We start from the raw sequence: 16,960 nt of genomic DNA, 5'->3' as shown, positions 1-16,960 counted from the left end.
AGATCAAGATATGCTTGATGCTCAGCAAATTCAAAACATTATTCCACATCGTTACCCATTCTTATTGGTCGACCGTATTTTAGAGGTTGATGGAGAGAAAAGAGCGGTTGGGATTAAAAATGTCACAGTGAATGAAGAATTTTTTAATGGTCATTTCCCAGGATACCCAGTCATGCCGGGTGTGCTTATTGTAGAAGCACTCGCACAGGTTTTTGGTGTGATTATGTTAGGCAAGGAAGAAAACAAAGGGAAAATTGGTTTGTTTGCAGGGATTGACGGCTGCCGATTTAAAAGACAGGTTAAGCCTGGCGATCAGCTTCGTTTAGAAGTGGAAGTGACGCGTCTCCGTGGTCCCGTTGCAAAAGGAAAAGCAGTAGCCACAGTAGACGGTGAAGTTGCATGTGAAGCCGAACTGACTTTTTCTATCGGTCCTAAAGTATCGTGATTTACTTAGCGGTTCATCAAGGATGAATCGCTTTTTTATGTCGATACGGTCAGTTAGAACGGACAAGGACTTGCAATTTTGACAAAAAAACGTCATATTAGACAAAAAAAGATGAAGGTGATAAAAGATGCTAAAAGAATTTAGAGAGTTTGCCGTCAAGGGAAATGTAATTGACTTGGCTGTAGGTGTCATCATTGGGGGAGCATTTGGCAAAATTGTCACTTCTCTTGTGAATGATTTGATCATGCCGCTCGTTGGTATTATTATCGGAGGACATGACTTTAGCGGTTTATCCATTAAAATCGGAGCTGCTCAAATTTTATATGGAAACTTTATTCAAACCGTGGTTGATTTCTTGATTATCTCGTTTTCCATTTTTATCTTTATTCGTTATTTGAATAAATTAAAGCGGAAAAAGGTAGAGGAAGAAGAAGTAGTAGAAACGCCGGATCAAACGGAAGTTTTACTAACTGAAATTAGAGATCTATTGAAAAATCAAAGCCAATCGAAAGATGTGCAATAGAAAAAGAGCGGCTAATCCCGCTCTTTTTTATGTGTTTTGTTTAAAAGCATCCAGTAGTTTTTCTCCTGACAGCCCCTCTTTGACGAGGTCTTTTAATACTTCTTCGGTTTCTGTTCTATAACGATTTGTAATCATTTTACCATCAAGTAACACAGAAATGTTTTCTTCTAAGGCAACGATGTTTTTGACTTGGACAGATAAATGAACAGGGCGGTTGTTTTCTTTAGTGATCGTCACAAGAATCTTCACTTCTGTGTGCTGCTGAAAGAGCACCTCAAACACCTGTCTATGCTTCTTTGGAATGAGTGCCTCGATCATCCAGTGATTTTCACCGTCTTCTTTATTAATGATTAAGCCGTCACGAAGGGGAATGCTGGACATTTTATCTTGCTCTGGATCAAGTTCAATTTTTAAATCAATCAGCCTAAAGGTTTTCATATTTATCACCTCACAAGCGTTCATTATTCGTAAGTATTATTATAGCATACAACATCTGTATTAATGAAACCGCTGCCTGCAAAGAACTAGCTGCACATGAGTGAAAGGAGTTGTTTTATGGAATCCTATCTACTGCGAAATATACATATTGGTAAGGAGAAGGCAACGAGCGATATGCGCGTTTATTCATGGGGAGACATTCTTTCATTTTGTGATGTGTACATGGAAGAAGGTGAGTCACTCACGTTTCAATACGTCACCGAGGATCGAATGGACTGCTTTGAGTTTCAACTGTCGATTCATGATGGCCGGCTTTGTTTTTATTGGTTTGCGTGGGACGGATCTGATTATATTCACATGCCTTCTAGTAATTGGATTCATTCAGACGTTTTTAATCAATTTATGAAAAATAAGTATTTTATCAAACAAAACAAGATGATGTTTTATACGCAAGCAGTAAAAAACAGAAATTAAAGAGGAAATAGAGAATTTGAAGGTCTATTTTGCTATTTTCGTGTTTTGTCATATACAGCTTTTCTCAGTAGACTAGGGGCAGTTGAAAGGAAAGGAGGCAAGTCCCGAATCAAAAGGTAACGTCTAGCATCTGACAGCCCCCCTCTAGCTAAAGCTGATAGACGCTGCCTTGTGCATAAGAACACTGCGTAATAGAACCAATGCTTCTTTGAATAGGCATGTGTCCCCTATGAATCCCCTTGTGTGTATCCGGTCACTTATCGTGGCCGGGTACCCTTTTATTCACTGTTCAACCGCTCAACTCTTGCAATTAGTGGTTACTCATTTCATACTTTTATTTATGGTAGGTCGCTTGAAAATAAAGACAAAAAGGAGAAAACGATGACAAACATTCAATTAATCGCAACGGATTTAGACGGAACTTTATTGAACAGTGAACACAAAGTGAGTCAGGAAAACGAGCAGGCATTAAAGGAAGCAGCGGCGAACGGAATTGAGATTGTCGTTTCAACAGGAAGAGCGTATTTTGATGTGAAGTCTATTTTTGATCAGCTTGGTATGAATACATGGGTGATTAGTGCCAATGGAGCTGTGATTCATGATCCAACGGGCCACGTGTACCATTCAGCTGCTTTACAAGAAGAGAAGGCACAACACATATTGTCATGGCTAGAAGAACGTGATTATTATTATGAAGTTTTTACAAACGAAGCTATTTTCACACCGAATCGCGGCAGAGAGCTTCTTGCAATTGAGATGGACCGCTTAAAAAGTGCAAATCCAGAAACGGATCAAAATGTTCTAAAACAAGCAGCAGAGGTTCAATACAGCCAGTCAGGGTTTGCTTATATTGATACATATAAAGAATTGTTTCGTGAGGAGCGAAAGCTTTCATTTTACAACATCTTAGGTTTCTCTTTCTTTCAAGACAGATTGAAAGCCGGATGGGATATGTTTGGTGATGATTCAGACCTAACATTGGTCAGCTCGGCTGATCATAACTTTGAAATTGGTTCCAAGGATGCATCTAAAGGACAGGCATTAACAAGATTGACAGAAAGACTAGGTATTCCTTTAAGCCAGACAGCGGCTGTAGGAGACAGTTTAAATGACGAATCGATGCTTCAAGCAGCTGGTATTGGGGTTGCGATGGGCAATGCGAGACAGGATATAAAAGAAATCGCTGATCATATCACGTTAACAAATGATGAACATGGTGTGGCGCATATGATTCGAAACCTTTTGAAGTAATTGAATCGAATGTAATTGTATAAACCTTATAGGATTAAGCGCATTCTACAAAAGAGGAATTCAGAACTACTTCTATTTACACCTGATGTGGAACATCATATAATTTAATTATGAATATAACCCGCTTGTAAGGCACTTAAGGAGAGTAAACGAATGGCGCTGGAATCTTATAAGTCCGAAAATCTGCATTTAATCAAGGAAGCCTTGGACTATACTCAGGTTGGCCTGACGGTGACGGACCCGTCTTTACCTGATAATCCTTTAATATATGTGAACAAGGGCTTTTTAGATATGACAGGCTATCAAGAACCCGAAGTATTGGGAAGGAATTGTCGTTTCCTTCAGGGAGATGAAACCGAGCAAATCGTTCTCAAACAAATTAGAGCAGCCATTGAGAACAAGGAGGCTGTCACTGTTCAGTTGAAAAATTATAAAAAATCTGGACAAATGTTTTGGAACGAGTTAAGTGTGGCTCCTCTTTGGATTGACGAAAATGAAGGGAAACGTCTTTATTTCGTTGGTCTGCAAAAAGATGTCACGAAAGAGAAGGAACAGCAGGAGCTTCTTGAGCAATCAATTGATGAAGTGCTGAATATTTCAGTCCCAATCGTACCTGTAAAAGATGGTATATCTGTATTACCGATCATTGGTACATTAACAGCGCCAAGATTTGATAAGATCATTTCAACGGTCTCCACCTATATTTCTCAATCCAAGGATGATTATTTTATTGTCGATCTGTCTGGTTTATTAGAAGTGGATTCATTTGTGGCAGATGCGATCTTTAAGCTGAACGATTTAATTTTAATGACGGGTACTGAACTCATTGTGACCGGAATTAAACCGAATCTGGCGATGAAAATGGGAGAAATGAGAGAGGACTTCCGTGAATTAAATACGTATATGAACGTGAAATCTGCATTGAAAAAGCTGAACATTTAATACGTTCTTATGAAATTAAAAAAAGAGGACTTTTCTCAAGTTTCATGAAAAGTCCTCTTTTTGCTGTGATTAAGATGATTGAGCAGCAGCACTTAATGTAAATAAATCTTCTAGTTCGTTCGTCGAGAGCTCTGTAATCCAGCTTTCACTTTGGATGATTTGATCATTTAACGTTTGTTTTGTTTCGAGCATTTGATCGATTTTTTCCTCGATCGTGCCCGTTGTGATCATCTTATGGACGTGTACAAATCGTTTTTGTCCAATTCGATAAGCTCGATCTGTCGCTTGGTTTTCCACAGCAGGATTCCACCATCTATCGTAGTGGATGACATGGTTTGCGGCGGTTAGGTTGAGTCCTGTGCCTCCTGCCTTTAAAGAAAGAATTAAGATGTTGAATTCTTTCTTTTGGAAGCGGTCTACCATTTTGTCCCGCTCCTGTTTTGACAGGCTGCCATTTAAGAATTGGACTGGTTCTCCAAACATCTTTTCTGCCAGCTGCTTGATCATGTTGCCCATTTCAATATACTGAGTAAAGATCAGACAGCTTTCTCCTTGCTCATGTATGGCTTTTAACAGCTCTGCGAGTTTATCCATTTTTAATGAACGTTTCAGCAGTTTCACATCTGTTCCACTCTCTTTTAAATAGAGAGCAGGGTGATCGCAAATCTGTTTGAGTCTGCCAAGCATACTTAAAATAATCGCTTTTCGCTGCATCCCTGTTAATGACGCCATGTGTTCAAATGTATCCTTCACGAGCTGTTCATATAAAGATGCCTGCTCAGCGGATAGCGGAATAAATTCTTTTTCTTCAAGTTTCTCAGGCAGGTTCAGGGCAACCTCTTCATCTTGTTTTGTTCTTCTTAGTAAGAAAGGCTTGATCAGCTGCTGCAGCTGTTCAATTCTTTTCTCTTCACGGTCTTTTTCAATCGGAAGGACGAATTTCTTATGAAAGCTGGTCAGGCTGCCAAGATATCCTTTGTTAACGAAGTCGAATATGGACCAAAGCTCCGTCAAACGATTTTCCATTGGTGTCCCGCTGAGGGCAATGTGATGCTGCCCTTTGAGCTGTCTAATCGCTCTTGATTGTTTCGTATGGGCGTTCTTGATATTTTGGGCTTCGTCTAAACAAATGGTATTCCACTTTGCTGACGTTAATTCATCACGGTCAGAATGAGACAGTCCGTAAGACGTCAGCACAATATCTGTTGACTCGTATGCCTTTGTAAAGTGTTCCCCTTGAGGCCGTGATGGGCCGTAATGCAGGGCAACATTCAAATGCGGAGCGAATGTTTCAAGCTCTCGCTGCCAGTTTCCTAAAACAGAGGTTGGCGCAATGATGAGAGATGGAGCGGCATTTTGCTCCTGCTCCTTCAAATAGGTGAAATACGCAATCATTTGAATCGTTTTTCCAAGACCCATATCATCTGCTAAACAAGCCCCAAATCCATGAGATCTTAAAAATAAAAGCCAGTTGACGCCGTGCTGCTGATACGGACGCAGTGTGCCTTTAAAGGACTCACTCATTTCGTAGGAAGGCAGCTCATGCGTATCATTTAACTGATGGACAAGCCCTCTTAATTGCGACGAAAGTTCAAATTGAATATGGGCAAATGCTGAACTGTCTAGCAGCTCTGGAACTGATTCAGAGGATGCTTCATGATCTGCCAGTTCACGTGACAAAATATCAGACATGTGAAGCCCTTCATTTTCAGCACGCTCCATCCACTTTTTCATTTGCTGGATGAAGGTCGGGTCTATTTTAATCCATTGTCCTCGAATGTTGACAAGGCGCCTCTTACTTTGGACAAGCTCATTGAACTCATCTTCTGTCAGTTCGATGCCGTTTGTAGCAAAGCGCCAATTAAAGTCCATTAAGGCATCCATTCCAACATGCGATTCGCCTCGCGGTGTTGATGAAATTCTTGCTTTTAGCATCATCGTGCTATCTTTGACAATTTGCCACCACGATGGAAGGAGAATTTCAATGCCCATATTCACAAGTGTTTCACTTGCTTCAGATAAGAAAAGCCATGCTTCTTCTTCTGACATGAGCGTGGTGCCGGATGTGAAAGAAAGCCAAGGCACAATTTGACTGAATCGTTCCAGCTCTCTTGAAATTTTATCTTGATACGGATGCCAAGATCTTTTCAATGAGCGGATGCCTTCAAAGAAGTGAAGGTCACTGTTTTTCTTGTCACGCAAAAACATTTCGATTTTCCAATCATCTCCGTCAAAATCCGGCTCATTTAAGCGTAAACCGACAGTAAACGGTGTCTCGTCATCAATCCACCCAATCGTCTCTAAGAAATCCTGCTCATCTAGAAAATGCCCTTGGAAGGATGCGAGTGCAGGTGATTGTGAGGTCATACGGTTCCATTTGTGCTGCAAGGCATCATCATACTGAATGTAATCCTGTACGGCAAAGGAGAACCAATCAGCCGTATAACCATCTAATAGACCTTCTTTGTCTTTAAACCGAAGCTCGCCTTTTGTCCATGCCTCGTAATCGGGAACATAATCTTCATCCTCAATGAATTCATAAATGGTTGAGGCTGTTTTCATCAGCGGTTCTGTTTCATCTGTTAATGACACATGACTAAATGTATTAAATGAATTTTTTCCTAGTAATTCAACGGTCATCCAAGGGCTTAACAGGAAGGCGGGTGTGCCAATAAAGCTCACATCTTCTAAGAATGTTCCGTAGAAAGAAGATTCGTGCCATTGGAAAAGCTGCCTCTTCATTTCATTAAGCGGAACAGGGTGTCCGTCCTCTGCTTGCGCTGAAATGGTGAAAGAGAAATCTTCTGTTTGTTCTGCATGAATGACAATTTGTTTATGGCGTGTCATTAATCAATTTTCCTTTCTTCATTTCCTCTTGGAACGCACGCAGCCGTTTTGTTGAATCTTGCAGCTGCTTAACATATCTTTCCCAAATCGCGTTTTTTTTCGTTTTATGATAAAGCGTGCGCAGCTTCTTTAACATTTTCACAGATTCTCGATAAGCACTTCGATTCTTTTGATCAAGAAGCAGTGAAATCTCACGATGGTACGATGGAATAAGCGCTTCGGGCTCCTCTTTTGCAATCTGTTTGATCAGATCCTTCTCAAGCTCACTGATCGAGAAACCAACAAGGCTGTGAATCTCAATCCATTCCGCATAGCGCTGCTGTGCATACAAGAGCTGACTGTATTCTGTAAACGCATAGGGCATACAGATTTGAAGGTAGCGTTCATATAAATGATGATCCTTCGTCTGCTTAAAGTATGCATCTAAATAAAAGAAGAAATCACTGACAGCTCCCCGCAGTTCTCTGTAGGAAAGGTCGAGCTGGCAATATTCCTCTAATATATAAGTAATTTCGTGATACCAGAGCTTGAGCCGCTTCCAGTCCTTTCGGCTCGTCAGATCCTTCAGCCAATTGAGCACATTTGGCAGCATATCTGCATTGAGCAGCTGTAATTGTTGAAAAAGGCTTTCGTCTTCTTTCAGTAAATAATCCATGTGCATCAGTCCGATGGTACGTTCAACCGTTTGTTTTTGCTGCTGGGCGTTCTTTAGTAATTCAGTTTCTTTTTTGACCCATTTCCCTCTATTTAATATGGTGCCCCAAATCTCCATAAAGACCGCTACTCGTTCATGCTGGAAAGGTCCATTGATTTGAAGAAGTGTGCGAACGGCAGTTGGTGTGTTTTCAAGAAACGGATCGAGGGAAAAGGAAAGGGCGTATGTCTTCAAGTGATCCACTGAATCGAAAATGGTGTTCATGAGCTGTTCTACATATGGATTCATGGAATAAAAGTCCTTTTCGGCATCAAGCCGGCCAAGGTCGATCAGCTCATGAAGCCTTAACCATACATCAATCGACGTATGAATCGCATACAAACTCTTGAATTCAGGTGAAGCAGGTGCATGTTTTTTTAGGATTGATAAATAGCCGTAATACAAATGCTGCGGTGTTTGCTGGTGCTTTGGTGTCCGTTTCAGCCAGAGGTTAAATTCCTCTTGGAAAAAAGTCAGCCAGCTTTGGAGTGATTGTTCGTCTGGGCGCTTCACTTGGAAGTGCTGGCGAATCAGTTCTTTGCTGCGCTGTACTTCATCCTTTTCTGACCAATTTTCTGTAAATCCGGTCACACTCTCTACTTGAGCGTATAGCGAAAAGAAGACAGCGAGAATGTGTTTACAAAGTCCATCTGCTGGACATGAGCAGCTGCTTCTCACGGGAAACAGCACATGAAGGTTGACTCTTGCTGCCACAACGTCATGTACATAAGCTGACCATTCGGTATCAGACTCTTGCTTGAGACGATACACACTGTCCTGTCTATAAGTAATCAATGCTTTTTTGATGAGTTGTTTGTTTTCATCTGTTGAAGGAAGAAGTTCTTTGATCTGTTCGGCTGTTTGTTTGATTTCTTCTTCGTTGATGTTGTGCTGAAGCATTTGATCCGCTCCTAACCAAGTAAAAGATTCCAATTCTTTTATTATAGCTCAATGGTGATTTATAAAAAAGTTTTTCATGAAAATGGTCATAAATTTCAAAAGCTGTCGAATGATGTAATAGAGTATTGCATAAACCAACCTTACAGCATATAATAATGAAATTAGTGGAATCGAAAGGATACAGACATGGATAATAAGGGTTTAAATCAAGAAGAGTTTTTAAAGATTTTGATGTACGCTCATGATATTGGTGAAAATTCAAATGATGTCACAACAAAAGAAATGCTTGAAAATCTGATTGCTCATATTCGAAATGGTCTTGTTTCATAAAAGTGACCCCCTGCTAGTGACGGCAGGGGGTTTTTGTATGCTTTTATGAATGGAACGAAAACTCCCGGCATACGATGTCATTACAAGCATAAGGAGTATGGGGAGCTGATGGTGTCATGAATATTGCGATTGCAGGCTGTGGATATGTAGGGCTTGTTACAGGTGTGTGTTTAGCGGAGGCAGGACATGATGTGGCGTGTATTGATATTGACCGGCGAAAGGTCATGCAGCTGAAGCATGGAAATCCGCCAATGTATGAGCCGGGGTTAAAAGAGCTGCTGAAACGCAATCTTGAGCAAGGACGAATTCATTTTCACATAAATGGAGCGGAAGTCTACACGAAGGCAGATGTATTAATGATCGCGGTCGGCACCCCGCAGCAGGCGGATGGCCAAGCTGATTTACAATATGTGTTTCAGGCTGCAAAAGAGATGGGCATAAAAGCAAAGTCAGGTGCAATTCTTGTGGTGAAAAGTACGGTGCCTGTCGGAACGGGTGATCAAATCGATCAGCTCATCCATCAAGAATTAGGACGGCGTGAGCCATTAGCTATTGCATCTAATCCAGAATTTTTACGGGAAGGCTCTGCCATTTCAGATACATTGAGGGCGGATCGGCTTGTGATTGGAGCTGAAACAAAAGCCGTATTAGACCAGCTGGAGGAAATGTATGCTGATTTCCACCTTCCAATGGTCAAAACAGATCGTAAAAGTGCTGAAATGATCAAGTATGCATCAAATGCATTTCTTGCGACAAAAATCAGCTTTATGAATGAGATTGCTTCCATTTGTGAAAAAACAGGTGCTGATGTTGAATGGGTGGCGCAGGGGATGGGGCTTGATCAGCGAATCGGTTCTTCCTTTCTCAGAGCGGGCATTGGCTACGGAGGTTCTTGTTTTCCAAAGGATACAAATGCACTCGTCCAAATTGCGGGGCATGTGTCGCATGATTTTGAGCTGCTAAAGGCTGTCATCAAGGTAAATAATGAGCAGCGAGCTGGTTTTATCCGAAATATTCAGGAGCGGCTGGGGGCAAATCTTGAAGGGAAGCGAATTGCGCTTCTTGGTCTGTCCTTTAAACCGAATACAGACGATATGAGGGAGGCACCGTCTGTTCCGATCGCTCATGAGCTCCATCGATTAGGTGCGGAGCTTGTGGCGTATGATCCTGTAGCTGCCCGCCGTGCAGCTCGTGAACTTCCGGATCAAGTCTTTTTTGCTCAAACGATTGAAGAAGCGATCAAGGATGCACATGCAGTCTGTCTATTAACAGAATGGGCGGTTATTCAGTCGTTTCCACTCTCGTCTTATAAGGAATGGATGAGGCAGCCGCTTATTTTCGATGGACGAAACTGTCATACACTTGAAGCGGCAGAACAAGCAGGGGTCGAGTATCATTCGATTGGGCGCAGATCAGTTACTCCTATTTATATGTAAAAGAAAACCGATAACATGTCCTGTTATCGGTTCAGCGTGTAGGCAAACCCTCGCATTCGGTGTCAGTCCTGCGTGCCGGTGCTCACGAATGCTCAATTCGCTCCGCTCCTTGTCCTTCCTAGACTGCAAAGGTTTTCTATCACGCTGAGAAGAAGACAAAGGGCTAAAATAAAGTTCATTTTAGTCCTTTGTCAACAATCTGAACCGATCACATTTCTTGTTATCGGTTTTTATTAATGCGGCAGAATGAATCCGCCATATAAAAATGCAGCCATAATAAGAAAGGCAGGATGCAGCTTGAATTTGGTCATTAAGAAAAAGGAGATTGCGGCAATGGCGAGCGATTGCGTCCAGCCGATGGCTTTCACTGCATCTCCGCCGATTTCCCATGTTAATAAAAGCATCATGATTGCAATGACAGGCTGAACGGATAAGGTCATGCCTTTTACGACGGGAGATTGACGAAAACGGTCAATGAGCTTGAGCAATAAAATCAACCCAGCAGCGGACGGAAGTACAGTTGCAAGCAGTGCGACGATAAATCCTGGCCAGCCCATGATGTCATAGCCAACATATGCTGCAATCTTTGTAGCGATTGGACCCGGAAGTGCATTGGCTAAAGCAAGCATATTGGAGAATCCTTCGTTCGTCATCCACTGAAAATGATTGACGATTTCTTCATAGTTGAGCGGAATGGATGCAGGGCCTCCGCCATATCCTAATAGATTGGACAAAAAGAATGCCCAGAATAAAAAGAGAATCAGCATCATGAGGACACTCCTTTCTCTTTATTTGGCCGATTCCACCGATTTTTCAGTTTGAAATGAAAAGCGCCATAGAATAAAAAGATGATCACAATGATTCCTGGATGAATGGACAGCACCTTCAGCCCGATAAAGGCAAGAAGGAATAGAGCGATCCCGAAGATCATACCAAAGCCTTTCAGCGTTTTTTGACCAAACTCATATGCCATGATGCCTAGCAGAACGGCAATGACTGGTGTCACAGCGCCAATCATATTTTGAATGATTTGGGAGGAGCTTAAGACGCTGACAAGTGTGACAAGTGCCACCATGGCGAGACAGGTCGGTAAAATATGAGCAGCTGTTGCGACAATTGCGCCAGATACGCCCTTTAATCGATAGCCGAGATATGCTGACATTTTGGTTGCGATCGGCCCTGGTAATGCATTGGCGATGGCGAGTGTTTCTCCGAATTCATCATCATTGATCCATTTGTATTTCACCACCGCTTCATGGCGAATAAGCGGTATCACGGAAGGGCCTCCGCCAAAACCGAGGATACCGGTTCGCACCATAGCAATAATGAGTTCGATATATGAGTGCAAGTGGTTCAACTCCTGTCTACAATTTCATGCCCATACGGCTTTTGTATCGTTTAATAAGCATTTGGCAGTCCACACTGACGACGCCTTCTAGCGGATAAAGCTTTTTTGTCAGAAATGTCTCCATTTCCTGTTCATCCTGAAAAATGCCATGCATATGCAGCTTACTTGGTCCTGTCATGTGATAAAGGCTTGTGACAGCTGTTTCTTGTTCAAGCTGAAGGGCCACCGCTTCTAAAAATTTCGGTTCTACCTCTACATTAAAGAAGACAGATACATGAATGCCGACCTTAACGGGGTTAATCACAGCGGTGAATCGTTCAATGACCCCTGCTTCAATGAGCTGCTGAATGCGGGCTTGTACGGCAACACGGGAAAGACCGACTTGTTTTCCGAGATCTGTATAAGACATCCGCCCGTCCTCGTGTAATAGGGATAAAATTTGTTTATCTCTTTCGTCTAATGTTAGGTTTGGAATGCTATAGTCTTGTGACATCGTATAACCACCTTTCTTCTGCTGACATTCTATCATATTTTATTACGAATAGAATGAAAGGATTTTAATTTGCTAACGAAACGAAAATTTCATCGATGAGAAATAGTCTTTATGCATAAAAAAACACCCCGGGTCAACGGGGTGTCGTCGTCATTTATTGATCTGGGCTGCTTTCCGCACTGGCAATTTGCTGTGCAAGGTCTGCTCGATCAATGTCTGCTTGGAAGAATTCCTGCGTATTTGGCAGGTGTAAATTCATATGACGTTTTTGAGAAATGCGGATGGTCACTTGATCAACGGTGTAATCAAATACGTGTCCGCCTACACTTCGATCATCATCAATGAAATGAAGATGATATCCACTCACCGCAATGCCGTGCGCGTACTGCGGTGTACGGAAGCCTGCGATCGTTCCTTGAATATCCTCGAAATCGAAAATCGGCTGTGATTTGACTGCTTCCACCATCGGAACATAAGGTTTTTCCTGTTTTTCGACCGTACGTGTTTGAACCTTTTTGAAAGACCCATCAATACGGATGGCATAAAAAACATTCTTACTTGGTAAAATGCGGTTGATTTCTTCTTCTAGCTCTTTGGACGTCATGGGTGCATCAATTCGATGCACGATATCTGTTTCAAAGAATGCTAGAGAGCAGAAAGGTGAATAATCTTGATCGGTGACCGGTGTCGCTGTTCCATCCGAGCGCAGTCGATAGAATGCGCCGTCAAAGCCGATCAGCTCTCCATCTAACTGATTGAATGTACCAATACCGAAATCACCGTGTTCAGGAATATGCGAGAGGGAGAAATCTCCATCATATACGGCTTCCAGCAGGGAGGTCATCGTCGATACTTGATAGACCTCTTGCTGTTTATCATGTTGTCTTGTGTCGTTCTGTTGATTCATTGGGTGCATCATACCCATATCCGCTCACTCCTTTGTCATGTATCTGAAGTCTTATCTGATGTTCATTGTGTGTTTTCCGCGAAAGACTTCTGGCCATTTTTGACTGGCGAGGTCAGGGTTGTCTTGGTAGTCAATCGGGATATCAATAATAACGGGTCCTTCTATGTTTATACCCTTTTGAAGGACAGTTGAAAGCTCATCAGGTGAGTTGACCCGCAGTCCAGTCGCTCCAAAGCTTTCCGCATATTTCACTAAATCGATCTGCCCGAATTCAACGCAGGATGTGCGGTCATATTTCATTTCCTGCTGAAACGCAACCATGTCGTATGTGCTGTCATTCCATACAAGGTGAACGAGGTTTGTTTTCTTGCGGACAGCTGTTTCTAATTCCATTGCGGAGAAGAGAAAACCGCCATCACCTGAGACTGAAATAATCTTTTCATCTGGATTCAATATAGAAGCCGCAATCGCCCATGGTAATGCGACGCCTAATGTTTGCATACCGTTACTCACTAGGAATGAGTTCGGTTCATAGACGCGGAAGTGACGGGACATCCAAATCGCATGAGAGCCGATATCACATGTGACCTTCGTGTCATCAGGAATCAGGCGTCTCAATGTATGAATGACATCTAGCGGGTGAGATAGATGACTTTCTCTTTCTGGTGTTTTTTCGATGTCATTTAATAACTCCTGTAAATCAGTGACTAATTCGATGTTTTCTTTGCATAGAGAAATTGGAACACTGTCATGTTCTAGATGTTTGACAGTCTCACAAATATTGCCTACGAGCTCAAGTGCAGGTTCATAAAAATGGTCAATATCTGCCTGCATGTCATCAACATGGATGATCTGACGCTGCTGCGGCTGAACATTCCAATGCTTCGGATCATATTCAATTGGGTCAAAGCCGATGGTCAAAAGGACATCTGCTTGTTCAATGAGAAGATCGCCCGGCTGATTACGGAATAAGCCGATTCTGCCCACATATTGAGACTCGAGCTCTCTTGAGAGAACGCCGGCTCCTTGGTATGTTTCGACAAATGGGATACCAAGTGTTTTCAACAATGTTCTTGTAGCGTTTGCAGCAGCTGGACGACTAGCTTTCATTCCCACAATCGCAACAGGTAAGTGTGCATTTTGAATTTTGGCGATAGCCGAACTGATGAGAGCATCTGGTGCAGGACCTAATTCTGGAGAAGGGTGAGCAGACACTGGTGTTTGTGTGGTGTGTTCTGTCACGACATCTTGTGGAAAGCTGATAAATGCTGCTCCAGCCTGCCCTTTTTGTGCCGCGCGAAATGCATTTGTTAATGCTTCTGGTATATTATGAACGTCTTGTACTTCAACACTATATTTTGTGACTGGTTTGAATAATGCCGCATTGTCGAGTGATTGATGTGTTCGTTTCAGACGATCCGCACGAATGACGTTTCCAGCGATAGCGACAACAGGATCACCTTCTGTATTGGCTGTTAATAGACCTGTTGCTAAATTAGATGCACCAGGACCTGATGTGACAAGACATACACCTGGTTTGCCAGTTAAACGACCGACAGCAGCTGCCATAAAGGCTGCATTTTGTTCGTGTCTGCATAGGACAAGCTCTGGACCTCTGTCTTTTAATACATCAAATACAGCGTCAATTTTTGCACCTGGAATGGCAAAAACATGGGTCACTCCTTGAGCAATCAGCGTATCAACAATCAACTCTGCTCCTCGTCTTGTTAGGGGTTGTGCTTGAGAATTCATTTACCCCGCACTCCTTTCGGCAAGTAAAATTTTTTATGAAAATATATTTTCATGATATGATTTACTATACATTTCACAAAATAAATTTTCCAATATATGTTTAACGTGGTTTTAATATGTTTCACGAATAAGTGTGCAAGGAGTGAAAGGATGGAACTGAGACATTTGCAGTATTTTGTCACAGTAGCGGAGGAGCTGCATTTTGGCAGAGCAGCCGCACGGTTGAATATGACACAGCCTCCACTCAGTCAGCAAATTAAGCAGTTTGAGGAAGAATTAGGGTTTCCTTTATTTCACCGGTCGAAGCGAGTGGTGGAGTTAACGGCTGCTGGAAAGGTCTTTTTACAAGAGGTTAGGGGAGTGCTGCAACAGCTGGATAAAGCCATTGATCATGCCCGTCATACAGCAAGGGGAGAGCTGGGGAAAATCATCATAGGTTTTGTTGGAACTGCGACGTATGATATTCTGCCGCCCGTTGTACGTGAATTCAGAGAGCTGTATCCCTCTGTCAGTATTGAGCTGAAGCAGCTTTCAGTACCGCAGCAGCTAGGAGCGCTTTTAAAAGGAGAAATTGATATCGGTTTTTTACATCCTACATCGCCTCACGAAGGACTAGTCAGTCGTTTGATGAAGCAAAGTGAATGTATTTTTGCGATTCCAAACAATCATCGATTGGCTAAAAAAGAGACAGTAACGATTGAAGATATCCGTGATGAACCGATTATTTCTTTATCAAAGGAATCGTGGCCGTCCCTTTACCAGCACTTTATCATGCTATGTGAAAAGTACGGATTTTGTCCAAATATTGTCCAAGAAGCGGCGGAATATCAAATGGTCATTGGTCTTGTCACAGCAGGAATTGGCATTGCGGTCATTCCAAAATCAGCCCGGCGTTTATTTAATTTGGATGTTGTGTATCGATCCATTGAGGATGAACAGCTTTTGGCGGAATGGACCATTTCCTATAGACGAGAAAATCATAATCCTGCTTTATTTCATCTTGTCCATCATATCCTGCATCGCACCGAGCAAGAATAAGAGGTATAGGGAACGAGGTATGGTATGATGTCGTTACATTCAAAGGAGGCGTTCTTGAATTGATTACATTGCTAATGGATCAGCTTTCACGAAAAGAGGCTTATAAATTATTATCTGGTTCTATCGTTCCAAGACCGATTGCGTTTATTACAAGTCTGTCTAAAGAACATGTTGTCAATGCCGCACCGTTTAGTTTCTTTAATGTCATCAGCGGACACCCGCCGCTTATTGCGGTTTCTATCGGACGACGAGAAGGTCAGATGAAAGATACAGCGCAGCATATTATCGACAGGAAAGAGTTTGTTGTTCATGTAAGTGATGAAGGCATGATCGAAGATATTAATCAAACGGCTGCTACGCTGCCGCAGGAGGAAAGTGAGCTGGATCGTACCGGTCTTCATCAAGTAAAAAGCCATGTGGTTTCAGTGCCGGGGATCAAGGAAGCGCGCATTCGTTTCGAATGTCAGCTAGAAAAGCATCTCACCTTTCAAAATGATGAAGGAGAAATCACGGTTGACCATATCATTGGCCGGGTTGTATGTGCACATTTAGATGAGTCAGTTTATGATGCGGAAAAAGGCTATGTTTTTACGAATGAACTGAAGCCAGTCGCGCGTTTAGCCGGAAATGATTATGCACATTTAGGCACGCCTTTTGTGCTGAAAAGACCAGAATAAGAGGAAAACCCCCGGGCGATGCTCGGGGGTTTTCCTCTTATTCTAATTTATTTTAAGAAATAACTGGTTGAATTGCTGCAACGTATAATTAGAAAACCAGTTCTGTGAATTATATCTATTATATAATAAAGTCGCAATTTTATGAAAATTTATCATTGAATAAAAGGATATATTTCTCGACAGATATCATCCTGACTAAGGTCAGGGTGAGACAGTGAAAATATTAATTAAAACAGATGTATCGTAGAAATGGAAAGGTGACAGTCAAAAGATTTAAATAGCACCGCCGTCATACCAAGAGAAATGAGGAATAATGGGTGGTATGTTCTATAAAATAAATTAAAATTTTAATGACTTGAAAAGAATTGGAGCTAATAATGAAAAATCTAAATTTGTTATAAAATCCTTTATATTACTTAGTTGTCTAAATTAAAATAATTTAAATTAAATAAACTTTATAAGATA

At 41.9% G+C, this 16,960-nt stretch carries 17 protein-coding genes; 9 read left to right on the top strand and 8 right to left on the bottom strand.

Annotation, left to right across the window (positions count from 1 at the left end; translation table 11 throughout):
- Positions 1-10: 10 nt before the first annotated feature.
- Together fabZ and mscL are read left to right on the top strand one after the other, a co-directional pair.
- On the top strand, positions 11-445 hold the full coding sequence (fabZ, locus tag AKG37_RS09425) for a 3-hydroxyacyl-ACP dehydratase FabZ (protein ID WP_060698574.1): 435 nt from the start codon (positions 11-13) through the stop codon (positions 443-445).
- Between the two features lie 127 nt (positions 446-572).
- Positions 573-968, top strand: coding sequence for a large conductance mechanosensitive channel protein MscL (gene mscL, locus AKG37_RS09420; RefSeq protein WP_024423693.1), 396 nt, complete (start codon positions 573-575; stop codon positions 966-968).
- 27 nt (positions 969-995) lie between these two features.
- Here the strand turns inward: mscL and AKG37_RS09415 are convergent, their stop codons facing one another.
- Entirely contained in the window at positions 996-1,406 is a 411-nt protein-coding gene (locus AKG37_RS09415) for a YwpF-like family protein (protein WP_060698573.1), read from the bottom strand.
- A 117-nt stretch (positions 1,407-1,523) separates the two neighbouring features.
- Between AKG37_RS09415 and AKG37_RS09410 the strand changes: the two genes are divergently transcribed.
- The 3 genes from AKG37_RS09410 (at position 1,524) to ytvA (ending at position 4,073) form a co-directional block, all read left to right on the top strand.
- Entirely contained in the window at positions 1,524-1,880 is a 357-nt protein-coding gene (locus AKG37_RS09410; protein WP_060698572.1) for a hypothetical protein, read from the top strand.
- Positions 1,881-2,270: 390 nt separating this feature from the next.
- The gene (locus AKG37_RS09405) at positions 2,271-3,131 is read left to right on the top strand and encodes a Cof-type HAD-IIB family hydrolase (RefSeq protein ID WP_212123483.1); all 861 of its coding nucleotides are present in this window, start codon (positions 2,271-2,273) and stop codon (positions 3,129-3,131) included.
- A gap of 153 nt (positions 3,132-3,284) precedes the next feature.
- Entirely contained in the window at positions 3,285-4,073 is a 789-nt protein-coding gene (ytvA, locus tag AKG37_RS09400; protein ID WP_060698570.1) for a YtvA family blue-light photoreceptor, read from the top strand.
- A gap of 69 nt (positions 4,074-4,142) precedes the next feature.
- Here the strand turns inward: ytvA and AKG37_RS09395 are convergent, their stop codons facing one another.
- Both AKG37_RS09395 and AKG37_RS09390 read right to left on the bottom strand, forming a co-directional pair.
- Positions 4,143-6,920, bottom strand: coding sequence for a DEAD/DEAH box helicase (locus AKG37_RS09395; protein WP_060698569.1), 2,778 nt, complete (start codon positions 6,918-6,920; stop codon positions 4,143-4,145).
- On the bottom strand, positions 6,907-8,514 hold the full coding sequence (locus AKG37_RS09390) for an SWIM zinc finger family protein (protein ID WP_060698568.1): 1,608 nt from the start codon (positions 8,512-8,514) through the stop codon (positions 6,907-6,909). The genes AKG37_RS09395 and AKG37_RS09390 overlap by 14 nt, the downstream gene beginning before the upstream one ends.
- 186 nt (positions 8,515-8,700) lie before the next feature.
- Between AKG37_RS09390 and AKG37_RS19005 the strand changes: the two genes are divergently transcribed.
- Both AKG37_RS19005 and AKG37_RS09385 read left to right on the top strand, forming a co-directional pair.
- A complete protein-coding gene (locus AKG37_RS19005; RefSeq protein WP_003214884.1) occupies positions 8,701-8,844 on the top strand; it encodes a YwzD family small protein in 144 nt (47 codons plus the stop codon).
- A gap of 116 nt (positions 8,845-8,960) precedes the next feature.
- On the top strand, positions 8,961-10,280 hold the full coding sequence (locus AKG37_RS09385) for a UDP-glucose dehydrogenase family protein (protein ID WP_060698567.1): 1,320 nt from the start codon (positions 8,961-8,963) through the stop codon (positions 10,278-10,280).
- Between the two features lie 233 nt (positions 10,281-10,513).
- Here AKG37_RS09385 and AKG37_RS09380 read toward each other — a convergent pair whose 3' ends face one another.
- From AKG37_RS09380 to alsS, 5 genes are all read right to left on the bottom strand, one after another.
- Positions 10,514-11,047 carry a chromate efflux transporter ChrA gene (locus AKG37_RS09380; protein WP_060698966.1) on the bottom strand — a complete coding sequence of 178 codons (534 nt, stop codon included), beginning with the start codon at positions 11,045-11,047 and terminating at the stop codon, positions 10,514-10,516.
- A complete protein-coding gene (locus AKG37_RS09375; protein ID WP_078061000.1) occupies positions 11,047-11,628 on the bottom strand; it encodes a chromate efflux transporter ChrB in 582 nt (193 codons plus the stop codon). Before AKG37_RS09375 ends, AKG37_RS09380 begins: the two co-directional genes overlap by 1 nt.
- 16 nt (positions 11,629-11,644) lie before the next feature.
- Positions 11,645-12,121: a chromate efflux transcriptional regulator ChrS gene (locus AKG37_RS09370; protein WP_060698566.1), complete on the bottom strand. Its 477-nt coding sequence runs from the start codon at positions 12,119-12,121 to the stop codon at positions 11,645-11,647.
- A 154-nt stretch (positions 12,122-12,275) separates the two neighbouring features.
- Positions 12,276-13,046 carry an acetolactate decarboxylase gene (budA, locus tag AKG37_RS09365; protein ID WP_060698565.1) on the bottom strand — a complete coding sequence of 257 codons (771 nt, stop codon included), beginning with the start codon at positions 13,044-13,046 and terminating at the stop codon, positions 12,276-12,278.
- A gap of 33 nt (positions 13,047-13,079) precedes the next feature.
- Complete coding sequence (alsS, locus tag AKG37_RS09360; protein ID WP_060698564.1) at positions 13,080-14,780, bottom strand: acetolactate synthase AlsS; 1,701 nt, start codon at positions 14,778-14,780, stop codon at positions 13,080-13,082.
- A 150-nt stretch (positions 14,781-14,930) separates the two neighbouring features.
- Between alsS and alsR the strand changes: the two genes are divergently transcribed.
- Both alsR and AKG37_RS09350 read left to right on the top strand, forming a co-directional pair.
- Complete coding sequence (alsR, locus tag AKG37_RS09355) at positions 14,931-15,818, top strand: acetoin biosynthesis transcriptional regulator AlsR (RefSeq protein WP_060698563.1); 888 nt, start codon at positions 14,931-14,933, stop codon at positions 15,816-15,818.
- 74 nt (positions 15,819-15,892) lie between these two features.
- On the top strand, positions 15,893-16,495 hold the full coding sequence (locus tag AKG37_RS09350) for a flavin reductase family protein (protein ID WP_060698964.1): 603 nt from the start codon (positions 15,893-15,895) through the stop codon (positions 16,493-16,495).
- Positions 16,496-16,960 lie beyond the last annotated feature (465 nt).

Origin of the sequence: Bacillus australimaris (assembly GCF_001307105.1) — a bacterium.
GTDB classification, from domain to species: Bacteria; Bacillota; Bacilli; order Bacillales; family Bacillaceae; genus Bacillus; species Bacillus australimaris.
Note: the sequence above shows the minus strand (reverse complement) of the source record. Positions and strands in the feature narration are given on the sequence as shown.

What these genes read in the sequence shown, in the direction of transcription:
- fabZ (WP_060698574.1), top strand. Translation starts at nt 11, where the DNA reads ATGCTTGATGCTCAGCAAATTCAAAACATTATTCCACATCGTTACCCA.
- mscL (WP_024423693.1), top strand. Translation starts at nt 573, where the DNA reads ATGCTAAAAGAATTTAGAGAGTTTGCCGTCAAGGGAAATGTAATTGAC.
- AKG37_RS09415 (WP_060698573.1), bottom strand. Translation starts at nt 1,406, where the DNA reads ATGAAAACCTTTAGGCTGATTGATTTAAAAATTGAACTTGATCCAGAG.
- AKG37_RS09410 (WP_060698572.1), top strand. Translation starts at nt 1,524, where the DNA reads ATGGAATCCTATCTACTGCGAAATATACATATTGGTAAGGAGAAGGCA.
- ytvA (WP_060698570.1), top strand. Translation starts at nt 3,285, where the DNA reads ATGGCGCTGGAATCTTATAAGTCCGAAAATCTGCATTTAATCAAGGAA.
- AKG37_RS09395 (WP_060698569.1), bottom strand. Translation starts at nt 6,920, where the DNA reads ATGACACGCCATAAACAAATTGTCATTCATGCAGAACAAACAGAAGAT.
- AKG37_RS09390 (WP_060698568.1), bottom strand. Translation starts at nt 8,514, where the DNA reads ATGCTTCAGCACAACATCAACGAAGAAGAAATCAAACAAACAGCCGAA.
- AKG37_RS19005 (WP_003214884.1), top strand. Translation starts at nt 8,701, where the DNA reads ATGGATAATAAGGGTTTAAATCAAGAAGAGTTTTTAAAGATTTTGATG.
- AKG37_RS09385 (WP_060698567.1), top strand. Translation starts at nt 8,961, where the DNA reads ATGAATATTGCGATTGCAGGCTGTGGATATGTAGGGCTTGTTACAGGT.
- AKG37_RS09380 (WP_060698966.1), bottom strand. Translation starts at nt 11,047, where the DNA reads ATGCTGATTCTCTTTTTATTCTGGGCATTCTTTTTGTCCAATCTATTA.
- AKG37_RS09370 (WP_060698566.1), bottom strand. Translation starts at nt 12,121, where the DNA reads ATGTCACAAGACTATAGCATTCCAAACCTAACATTAGACGAAAGAGAT.
- budA (WP_060698565.1), bottom strand. Translation starts at nt 13,046, where the DNA reads ATGGGTATGATGCACCCAATGAATCAACAGAACGACACAAGACAACAT.
- alsS (WP_060698564.1), bottom strand. Translation starts at nt 14,780, where the DNA reads ATGAATTCTCAAGCACAACCCCTAACAAGACGAGGAGCAGAGTTGATT.
- alsR (WP_060698563.1), top strand. Translation starts at nt 14,931, where the DNA reads ATGGAACTGAGACATTTGCAGTATTTTGTCACAGTAGCGGAGGAGCTG.
- AKG37_RS09350 (WP_060698964.1), top strand. Translation starts at nt 15,893, where the DNA reads ATGGATCAGCTTTCACGAAAAGAGGCTTATAAATTATTATCTGGTTCT.